General features: G+C 62.2%; 6 protein-coding genes. 5 read left to right on the forward strand and 1 reads right to left on the reverse strand.

The features are described 5' to 3' along the window. Positions 1 to 145: 145 nt before the first annotated feature. The gene (locus DCO47_RS03100; RefSeq protein ID WP_065615414.1) at positions 146 to 583 is read right to left on the reverse strand and encodes a YkgJ family cysteine cluster protein; all 438 of its coding nucleotides are present in this window, start codon (positions 581 to 583) and stop codon (positions 146 to 148) included. A gap of 259 nt (positions 584 to 842) precedes the next feature. On the opposite strand from DCO47_RS03100, the gene DCO47_RS03105 reads away from it, so the two are divergent. From DCO47_RS03105 to DCO47_RS03130, 5 genes are all read left to right on the forward strand, one after another. Beyond that, a complete protein-coding gene (locus DCO47_RS03105) occupies positions 843 to 3,293 on the forward strand; it encodes a glycogen/starch/alpha-glucan phosphorylase (RefSeq protein WP_042608653.1) in 2,451 nt (816 codons plus the stop codon). A gap of 251 nt (positions 3,294 to 3,544) precedes the next feature. Further along, positions 3,545 to 7,126: a DUF2339 domain-containing protein gene (locus DCO47_RS03115; protein WP_116657414.1), complete on the forward strand. Its 3,582-nt coding sequence runs from the start codon at positions 3,545 to 3,547 to the stop codon at positions 7,124 to 7,126. Continuing rightward, positions 7,123 to 8,487: a DUF3999 domain-containing protein gene (locus DCO47_RS03120; protein ID WP_116657415.1), complete on the forward strand. Its 1,365-nt coding sequence runs from the start codon at positions 7,123 to 7,125 to the stop codon at positions 8,485 to 8,487. The genes DCO47_RS03115 and DCO47_RS03120 overlap by 4 nt, the downstream gene beginning before the upstream one ends. Before the next feature lie 313 nt (positions 8,488 to 8,800). Continuing rightward, entirely contained in the window at positions 8,801 to 9,811 is a 1,011-nt protein-coding gene (locus DCO47_RS03125) for a class 1 fructose-bisphosphatase (protein ID WP_039756611.1), read from the forward strand. Positions 9,812 to 9,814: 3 nt separating this feature from the next. Then, positions 9,815 to 10,417: a DUF924 family protein gene (locus tag DCO47_RS03130; protein WP_116657416.1), complete on the forward strand. Its 603-nt coding sequence runs from the start codon at positions 9,815 to 9,817 to the stop codon at positions 10,415 to 10,417. The last annotated feature ends 64 nt before the right edge of the window (positions 10,418 to 10,481 follow it).

A 10,481-nucleotide genomic window follows, 5' to 3' on the forward strand; every position in this document is an offset into this window, starting at 1 on the left:
TGAGCGAATTCTGCCGAATCCAGAATCGATTTGGCGGGCTTCACCGAATCCATAATCGACTGGTTTTTTCAGGTCGGTGTATGGCGCCAGACACCTCGGTCGGCTCCCTCTCCCTCTGGGAGAGGGCTGGGGTGAGGGTTTGCTGTTAAAACTTCTCAATCGCTCGGAAATTCTGCTCGCGCACCACTTCTTTCGGCTTGTAAGCGCAATACCCCGGCCGCGGGCCGATTTTCGGGTGGTTGCGGCAGGTGTCCGGGCGCTTGTCATAAATGGTGCACAGGCGGCTTTTACGATCGAGGTAATAGCAGTCGTTGTTGCTCATGCGCTGCAGGGTGAAGATCCCCGACTTCTGATTGAAGCGTTCGACCAGACCTTCCTTTTGCAGACGCTTGGCGATGTTCTTCGGCGGATCGCCCAGTTCGAACTCGTCGACCACACCGATGCGCACCAGATCCTTGATCTTGACCTCGACCGGCAGCGTGCAGCAGCTGGACATGCACGAGCCGCACATCGGCGCCGAGTATTTGGCCCACGTATCGAGACGATCAATCTCGGCGGCGGCGATCAGGTTGGGCTTCATCATCGGGAGTTACCAGGGGTATGTGCATCAGGGCGCGCGATCATACCGGGAGCGGTGGAATTTTGAACAACCTTTCGCCGGATATTTTCACCGCGATCGCATTTTGCCCGCCAAGGCGGCACGGCCCCTGCATTCATTGGTTCATCCGCCAAGGTTATGTCGCACCGGCGCACAGTCCGGGCAAATACTGCCGAACCAGAGCCGTAACCGCCGGTCAGACCGTCTAGGCTCAGAAATTTCCCGCTCGCTCGAGGTCCTGTTGATGACTCAAGAACCACTAGTTCGCGAAGCAGAGGTGGCCGCATTCCGCGACGCCGTCCTGACCAAACTCACCTATGCCGTGGGCAAAGACCCCGATCACGCCTTCGACCATGACTGGTTCGAAGCCATCGCCCTGGCGGCGCGTGATCACATGGTCGAACACTGGATGGACCACACCCGGCAGATCTACCGCAAAGGTCAGAAGCGCGTTTATTACCTCTCGCTGGAATTCCTGATCGGCCGCCTGCTCTACGACAGTCTGAGCAACCTCGGCCTGCTCGACGTCGCCCGTGAAGCGCTGACCGAACTGGGCGTCGACCTGGAGCGCATCCGCCTGCTGGAGCCCGACGCGGCGCTTGGTAACGGCGGCCTCGGTCGTCTGGCGGCGTGCTTCATGGAAAGCATGTCGACCCTCGGCATCGCCGGCCATGGCTATGGCATTCGTTATGAGCACGGCTTGTTCCGGCAGGCGATTGTCGATGGCTGGCAACAGGAACAGACCGAACACTGGCTGGATTTCGGCAACCCATGGGAGTTCGAACGGCCGGAAGTGGTGTACCCGATCGGTTTCGGCGGCAGCGTCGAAACCGTCACCGACGCCAACGGCAAAACCCGTCAGGTCTGGTCGCCGGCGGAAACCGTGCGTGCGATCGCCTACGACACACCAGTGGTCGGCTGGCGCGGGGCAAGCGTCAACACCCTGCGTCTGTGGCGTGCCCGCGCCATGGAAGATCTGCACCTGGAACGCTTCAACGCCGGTGACCACTTGGGCGCCGTGGCTGAAGTGGCCCGCGCCGAAAGTATCTCCCGTGTCCTCTACCCGGCAGACAGCACCGAAGCCGGCCAAGAGCTGCGTCTGCGCCAGGAATACTTCTTCGTTGCCGCTTCGCTGCAGGATCTGCTGCGCCGCCACCGCAATATGCACAGCTCGGTGCTGACCCTCGGTGATCACGCGGCGATCCAGCTCAACGACACTCACCCGTCGATCGCGGTGGCCGAACTGATGCGCCAACTGGTCGATGTCTACGACGTCGCATGGGACGCGGCGTGGCAAGTCACCGTCGATACTCTGTCGTACACCAACCACACGCTACTGCCGGAAGCGCTGGAAACCTGGCCGGTCGGCCTGATGGAGCGCATGCTGCCGCGGCACATGCAGATCATCTATCTGATCAACGCCCAGCACATCGACTCGCTGCGGGCCAAGGGCATTCACGACTTCGATGTATTGCGCGCCGTGTCGCTGATCGAAGAAGACAACGGCCGGCGGGTGCGCATGGGCAACCTCGCGTTCCTCGGTTCGCACAGCGTCAACGGCGTGTCCGGTCTGCATACGCAGCTGATGCGCAAAACCGTGTTCGCCGAACTGCACAAGCTCTATCCGGAACGGATCAACAACAAAACCAACGGCATTACCTTCCGCCGCTGGCTGTATCAGGCCAACCCGGAACTGACCTCGATGCTGGTCGATGCCCTCGGCCCGGACGTGCTCGACCATCCCGAGGAGCGCCTGCTCGACCTCGAACCGTTCGCCGAGAAAACCGCGTTCCGCAAAGCCTTCGCCGAGCAGCGCTTGCACAGCAAGAAGGCGCTGGCCTATCTGATTCACGAGCGCCTGGGGATCGCAGTCAACCCGGCGGCGATGTTCGACGTGCAGGTCAAACGTATCCACGAATACAAACGCCAGTTGCTCAACCTGCTGCACACCGTGGCGCTGTACCAGGCGATTCGTGCCGAGCCGGAAGTCGACTGGGTGCCACGGGTGAAGATCTTCGCCGGTAAAGCGGCGGCGAGTTATCACCAGGCCAAACTGATCATCAAACTGACCAACGACATCGCTCGGGTGGTGAACAACGACCCGACCGTGCGCGGGCTGCTGAAAGTGGTGTTCCTGCCCAACTACAACGTCAGCCTGGCCGAAAGCATCATCCCGGCGGCGGACTTGTCCGAGCAGATTTCCACCGCCGGTTTCGAGGCGTCGGGCACCAGTAACATGAAGTTCGGCCTCAACGGCGCGCTGACCATCGGCACCCTCGACGGTGCCAACGTGGAAATGTGCGAGCGCATCGGAGCCGAGCACATGTTCATCTTCGGCCTCAGCGCGCAACAGGTTGAAGCGCGCAAGCAGAACCACGAGTTCAGCGCCGTGCCCGATATCGCCGCCTCGCATCGGTTGAACGATGTGCTGCAAGCGATTCGCAGCGGTGTGTTCTCGCCGGATGACACCTCGCGTTACACCGGCCTGATCGACTCGTTGATCGACTATGACCGCTTCCTGGTCTGCGCCGACTTCGACTCCTACTGGGAAGCGCAGAAGCGCGTCGATGCGCACTGGCATGACTCGCAGAACTGGTGGCGCTCGGCGGTGCTCAACACCTCGCGGATGGGCTGGTTCTCCTCGGACCGGACGATTCGCGAGTACGCCACGGATATCTGGAAAGCTTTGGAGTAACTTTCCCCGACAAATCTGCGCAAGGCCCGACGTTTGTTGGGCCGGATCGATATACTGAGCGCCGGTTACAAGGCATCAATCACCGCCGTACCCTGTGGGAGCGAGCCTGCTCGCGAAGCGATCGTCGACTTAAACAGAAATGTTGGCTGACAATCCGCCTTCGCGAGCAGGCTCGCTCCCACACGGTTTGTGCCTAGACTGAAGCCATCGCCGGACTCGCCTCGCCTCGGGGCTGCTTAGGGATATCGACCATGCAATGGATGTTCATGTTGATCGGGCTGGTGCTCGGTGGACTGTTTGACGAGTCATTCAGTGGCGCGCTGTTAGGGGCGCTGCTGGGACTGGTCATCGGCCAGACGCTACGCATTGCACGCCTTGGCGCGCAGGCGGCGGCGCAGCAGCGCCAACTCGAACAGGTGCGGGAAGCCTTGCAGGGCGTGGCTCAGCGGCTGTTTGTGCTGGAGGGCTCGCCCTCGCATGCGCCAACCCCGCCACCTGAAGTCGAGCCGGTCGCCGAACCCGTCGACGTGGCTGAGCAGGCCGCCCCGACCCCTGAGCTGATCTGGGAGCTGCCTCCCGAGCTCGAACCGATCCCAGCCGCCGCCCGCGAAACCAGTCAGCCGCTACCGGCCGATGTCTGGCGCGCCGAGCCGGCGCCTGCTGCCTCTCCACAACAACCAGCCGAACCCCGTGGCCCTAACCTGGTCGAACGCGGCATCAGCGCGGCGCGCAACTGGCTGTTCGGCGGCAATACCGTGCTGCGCGTCGGCGTGGTGCTGCTGTTTTTCGGTCTGGCGTTTTTGCTGCGTTACGCCACCGAAGGCATGGTGGTACCGATCGAGTTGCGTTACGCCGGGGTCGCGGCAGCGGCATTGGCCCTGCTGGCGCTGGGCTGGTGGCTGCGCCGGCGCAACAGCCACTATGCGTTGATGCTGCAAGGCACCGGGATCGCGGTGTTATACCTGACGGTGTTTGCGGCGATGCGTCTGCATCCGTTGCTCGATCCCTCCGCCGCACTCGGCCTGCTGGTGGCCGTCACGGTGTTCTCGGCGATTCTGGCGATCACTCAGGATGCGCTGGGGCTGGCGGCAGCGGCGGCACTCGGCGGTTTCGCCGCGCCGATTCTGACGTCTACCGGCGAAGGCAATCACGTCGCGCTGTTCAGCTATTTCGCCTTGCTCAATGCCGGCATTCTCGCCATCGCCTGGTTCAAGGCCTGGCGCCTGCTCAACCTGATCGGCTTCGTCGGCACCTTCGGCATCGGTTTTGCCTGGGGCCTGCGTTCATACACCCCGGAACTGCTGTGGAGCACCGAGCCGTTCCTGATTTTGTTTTTCCTCATGTACCTCGCCATTGGCCTGCTGTTCACCCGGCGCAAATTGCGCGAGATGGCGGATGCCCCGGCGGATACTGACCGTGAGGCGTTGCTGCAGTGGTCGGCACGCAAGGGCGATTACGTCGACGGAACGATGCTGTTCGGCCCGCCGATCATTGGCTTTGGTTTGCAGTTCGCGCTGGTCCAGCACCTCGAATTTGCCGCGGTTTTCAGCGCGTTGGCGCTGGGCATGATCTATATGGCGCTGGCCAGAGTGCTGATGGGCGGGCGGGCGATGCTGCTCGGTGAAACCTGCCTGGCCCTGGGGGTGATTTTTGCCAGCCTGGCGATTCCGCTGGGGCTCGATGCACGCTGGACGTCAGCGGCGTGGGCCGTCGAAGGCGCGGGGATTTTCTGGCTAGGGTTGCGTCAGCATCGACCGTTCGCCCGGGTTTTTGCGCTGTTGCTGCAACTGGGTTCGGCGTTGGCGTTTCTCGGTCGATTGCAGCTCGGCGAGAGCAGTCTGCTCGACGGCGCACCGCTGGGCGCGCTGATGCTCGGGATTGCGTTGCTGTTCAGCTTCCATCAATTGCGCAAAGCCACGCCGGAGCAAAGTTCGCCGTGGGAGCGCCAAGGTCTTGCGCTGCTGGCTTGTCTGGGCCTGACGTTCCTTTATCTGCTGGCACCGTTGTTCCTGTTCATCCAGGGCACGGCGATCAGTTGGGCCTTGGCCGGGTTGGCGACATTATTTGTCGGGCTGCGGATTCAATCGCGCACGTTCCTGTTTACCGCGTTCGCCGTGCAGTTGCTGGGCGGCGCGTTGTTCCTGTTGCGCCTGCAAGGCGCCGGTGAAGATTCGGCGGCGGTATTGAGCGCGGGCTGGAGTGGTTTGCTCAGTGCGTCCTTGATCGGTCTGGCGTTGATCGCCGGCATGCTCCTGGCGGCGCGGGATGAAATGGTGCGCGCCGATGTGCGCCTGCTGCATGGCTTGTCGGTGGTGCTGCTGGCCGGGCTGGTGCTGATCAATCTGGCGGTGCTCTTTGTCTTGCCGTGGCAGACCGCGAGTGCGGTGTGGGCGGCCAGCGGCTTGCTGATCATCTGGCTGAGCCTGTACCTGCAACAGCGTCTGAGTTTCGTCTTCGGGTTGCTGTTGCAGGTGATCGGCGGCGCCGCGTTTTTGCTCGCCGGCCCGGAATTGCTCGGGCCATTGTCCAGCGAAGGACTGCGGCCTCTGGGCCATGGTGGCTTCTGGACGCCGCTGGTGCTCGGGCTGGCGGCGCTGATCGGCGCGTGGCGCCTGCAACTGGGCAACCCTGCCAGTGCTTTCGATGCGTTGAGTTTGCAGCGCTTGTCGCAAGTGCTGCTGGTCTGGGGCGCCGCGTGGTGGGCGCTGGCGTGGATCAGCGAAGTGCTGCGGTTTGCTTCGCCGAATCTGCAGGGCACGTTGTTGCTGTTGGTGGCGGCGATCAGTGTGGCGCTGTGGACGCTGTTGTCGTTGCGTCTGAGATGGCCGGCGCTGGGGTTGCTCTGCACCTTGCTGATTCCGGCGGCGGCGCTGGTCTTGCTCGGTGCGTGGCATGCGCGTTATCACCCGGCCGCCGACTTCGGCTGGCTGGCGTGGCCGCTGCTGTTCGCGGTGCATTTCTTCAGCCTGCGCCGCCTGGCGTCGATGTTGCCGGCGCGTGCGTTGAGCGCGGCCCATGTGCTGGGTTGCTGGCTGCTGATCGGCGTGCTGGCGCTGGAGTTGCGTTACGGCCTGCTGCTGATGTCCGAGCAATACAACGCCTGGCGCTGGCTGGGCTGGGCGATTCTGCCGAGCGTTTATCTGTTGCTGATGGCGGCACCGCGCGACTGGCCGTGGCCGGTCGCCGCGTTCACCCGCGAGTACCGCTTGTATGCGGCGGCACCGTTGGCGGTGCTGATGCTGGCGTGGTTCTGGCTGGCCAATGGCGTCAGCGATGGCAATCCCGAACCGTTGCCCTACGTGCCGCTGCTCAACCCATTGGAGTTGGGTCTGCTGTTTGCGTTGTTCGGTGTTTATGTCTGGTCGCGCAGCGCCGTTACGCAGTTGTCGGTCCGCCAGGATTACGCCGACCACGCCACGCAACTGATCGCCGGGGTCTCGCTGTTCGCTTTCTGTACCGCGCTGGTCACTCGCGCTGCGCATCACTGGGCCGGCATTCCGTTCGAGCTTGATCAACTGCTCGCTTCGATGCTGGTGCAGGCCGGTCTGTCGATCGTCTGGACGTTGATGGCGCTGGGGCTGATGATCGGCGGCCATCTGCGCCATCGCCGCGAAGTGTGGCTGATCGGCGCGGCCCTGATTGCGCTGGTGGTGGCCAAACTGGTTTTTGTCGAACTGAGCAACCGTGGCGGTCTCGCCCGGATCGTCTCGTTTATCGGTGTTGGCGTGTTGCTGCTGGTGGTCGGCTACTTTGCACCGCTGCCGCCCAAACGCGTCGAGGCTGAACCGGCGGCGGACAAACCCGCGCCGGAAACCGAAGGAGTTGCATCTTGAGTCGCATGCTGAATCTGGGGTGGTTGGCGCTGGGCGTGGTGATGGTGGCCGGCGCTCAGGAAAAACCGGCGGACTTCGCCTCGCAGCTGCCATTGTCGGTGAGTGGCAACGGCCCGTGGTATCGCCTCGACCTGCCGCTGAGCGCGCAATTGCAGGCGCGCCAGACCGATCTCAGCGACCTGCGCGTATTCAACGCTGCCGGCGAAGCGCAGGCTTACGCTTTGGCTCGCGAGTCTGCTCAGACCCGCGACGACGGCAAGCTGCACGAGGTCAAGTGGTTCCCGCTGTACAACGCCGCCGACGCCAGCGAGCGTGCGCCGAATGTGCGCGTGCAGTCGACCACCAACGGCACGCTGGTGGAAGTGCAGCCGTCCTCGCAACTGGAAGCGGGCGAAGAAGTGCTGCGCGGCTGGTTGCTCGATGCCAGCGCGATCAAGGCGCCGTTGCAGCAACTCATCCTCGACTGGACCAGCGAACGCGACGGTTTCCAGCGTTTCAGCATCGAGGCCAGCGACGATCTGCAGCACTGGCAATCCTGGGGCGAGGGCCAGGTGGCACGCCTGACCTTTTCCGATGAGCGCATCGAACAGCACGAAGTGACCCTTCCGCGACAGACTGCGCGCTATGTGCGCCTGCTGTGGGAGTCGCCGGGCTCGGCACCGATCCTCACCTCGGCGCAACTGAAAAGCAGCGACCCGCGCAACCTGCCGCTGCCCTTGGTGTGGTCGCCAAACGTGGCCGGCAGCAGCGCCAAATCAGGGGAATACAGCTGGCAGCTGCCGATGGGGCTGAATGTGGAGCGGGTGCAGGTGGAGCTGAAACAGCCGAACAGCCTGGCGCCGGTCACGTTGGCTGGCCGGCGCGAAAGCAACTTGCCCTGGCAGACAATCAGCAGTGGCTTGCTGTATCGCCTGACCCAGAACAATCAGGACGTGGTGCAGAACGAAATCGCGCTTTCCGGGCAGACCGTGCAGCAACTCAAGCTGATCGTGGATGAGCGCGGCGGCGGTCTGGGTGAGCAGGCGCCGGACCTGAAATATGCGGTGCGCGCCACGCAGGTGATTTTCCTAGCCCGGGGCGAAGGGCCGTATAGCCTGGCGCTGGGCAACTCCAATGTGAGAGCGGCGAACCTGCCGCTGGCAACGCTTATTCCGGATTTCAAACCGCAGATGCTGGCCACGCTGGGCAAGGCCACGGTGCAAGACGAGGCGCTGGTTACGCAGACCTCGACGGCGACGACGGCTGCGGTGGCCGGGACCAACTGGAAGAAGATCGGCTTGTGGGCGGTGTTGCTGCTCAGCGTGGTGTTTCTCGGGGCGATGGCGTTCAGCCTGTTGCGCAAGCCCCCGACCAGCACCTGACAAGGCGGATGCTGCGCATCCGATCGCGAGCAGGCTCACTCCTACAATGGACCGCATTTCCCCTGTAGGAGTGAGCCTGATCGCGATAGCGGTCTGCCTGCCGACAAAAATCCTGAAACCGTCGCTTCGCCTAACCACCACCCGGCCCATTTCCAACTACGCTCAATCCGACACCTGAACTCTCCACCGACAATCACGTCTCATACAGGCAAATAAACCCAGGCGCACGTTAGCCGGCGTCTTTGCTCGCTAGGTTTTCAGACTCCCTGTAAACTGCGCGGGTTTTCCGCCCCCCATTCCACCGGAGCCGTCCATGTCCCGCGTTACCTTGAGTCGCTATTTGATTGAGCAGACCCGCAGCAACAACACTCCTGCCGATCTGCGCTTTTTGATCGAAGTGGTGGCGCGTGCCTGCAAGGAGATCAGCCACGCCGTATCCAAAGGCGCCCTGGGTGGTGTTCTGGGCAGCATGGGCACCGAGAACGTACAAGGCGAAGTGCAGAAGAAGCTCGACGTGCTGTCGAACGAAATCCTCCTTGAAGCCAACGAATGGGGCGGTCACCTGGCCGGCATGGCGTCCGAAGAAATGGACAATGCCTACCAGATCCCGGGCAAATATCCGAAGGGCGCCTATCTGCTGGTATTCGACCCACTGGACGGCTCGTCGAACATCGACATCAATGCCCCGGTTGGCACGATCTTCTCGGTATTGCGTTGCCCGAACGAATACCTCAGCCAGAACGAGCCGCTGAACGAAAAAGCTTTCCTGCAGCCAGGCACCCAGCAAGTGGCCGCCGGCTACGCGATCTACGGCCCGCAGACCATGCTGGTGCTGACCTTGGGCGACGGCGTCAAAGGCTTCACCCTGGATCGTGAAATGGGCAGCTTCGTCCTCACTCACGAAGACATCACCATTCCTGAAACCACTCAGGAATTCGCCATCAACATGTCCAACCAGCGTCACTGGGAAGCCCCGGTGCAGCGCTATGTCGGCGAGCTGCTGGCCGGTGAAGAAGGGCCGTTGAAGAAGAACTACAACATGCGCTGGGTCGCGGCGATGGTCGCCGACGTGCATCGCATCCTGACCCGTGGCGGTCTGTTCATGTACCCGCGCGACAGCCGCGAGCCGTCCAAGCCGGGCAAGCTGCGCCTGATGTACGAAGCCAACCCGATGTCGTTCCTCGTTGAGCAAGCCGGCGGCGCGTCCACCGATGGTCATCAGCGCATTCTCGACATCCAGCCGGAAGGCCTGCACCAGCGCGTCGCAGTGTTCCTTGGTTCGAAAGAAGAAGTCGCCCGCGCCACGGCCTACCACAAGGAATAAACCATGCACGCGCCCTGGCAGCCGTTGCTCGACTGGTGGTTCGGACACGCCGAATCAGCCAACGCAGTAGCGGCCGAAAAGGGCAAGTTGTGGTTCGGTAAGCGGAAAAGCCAGGACCTCGAAGCGCAGACGCGTTTCGGGGTCTTTGTCGATCAGGCCCTGGCCGGTGAATTGACCGAGTGGACGCAATGTCCCGAAGGTTGGCTGGCGGTTGTGCTGTTGCTCGATCAACTGCCGCGCATGATCTATCGCGACACCCCCAAAGCCTTTTCCGGTGATCTGCTTGCACAGAAACTTGTCGCGCAAGGCGTTGCGGCGGATTTTGATCGGCAATTGAAGGCGATTCAGCGGGTATTCATTTATCTGGTGTTCGAACACTGCGAAAACCTCGCGGTGCAGAACGAAGCCGTTTCCAGATTTATCGAATTGGTGTCTGAACAGCCGGAATCGGAGCGCGCGGTGTTTGCCGATAACCTGGACTATGCCGAGCGGCATCGGAAGGTGATTGCGCAGTTTGGAAGGTTTCCGCATCGCAATGCGGTGTTGGGGCGGGAGTCTACGGATGAAGAGTTGGTATTTCTTTCCAAACCCGGGTCGCGGTTCTGACCGCAGAAAAGATCGCAGCCTTCGGCAGCTCCTACATGAGTAAAGCATTCATTCTGTAGGAGCT

Source organism: Pseudomonas sp. NDM (genome assembly GCF_003105095.1).
Taxonomy (GTDB): Bacteria; Pseudomonadota; Gammaproteobacteria; order Pseudomonadales; family Pseudomonadaceae; genus Aquipseudomonas; species Aquipseudomonas moraviensis_A.

Coding starts and splice junctions, on each gene's coding strand:
- DCO47_RS03100 (WP_065615414.1), bottom strand. CDS start 583: ATGATGAAGCCCAACCTGATCGCCGCCGCCGAGATTGATCGTCTCGAT.
- DCO47_RS03105 (WP_042608653.1), top strand. CDS start 843: ATGACTCAAGAACCACTAGTTCGCGAAGCAGAGGTGGCCGCATTCCGC.
- DCO47_RS03115 (WP_116657414.1), top strand. CDS start 3,545: ATGCAATGGATGTTCATGTTGATCGGGCTGGTGCTCGGTGGACTGTTT.
- DCO47_RS03125 (WP_039756611.1), top strand. CDS start 8,801: ATGTCCCGCGTTACCTTGAGTCGCTATTTGATTGAGCAGACCCGCAGC.
- DCO47_RS03130 (WP_116657416.1), top strand. CDS start 9,815: ATGCACGCGCCCTGGCAGCCGTTGCTCGACTGGTGGTTCGGACACGCC.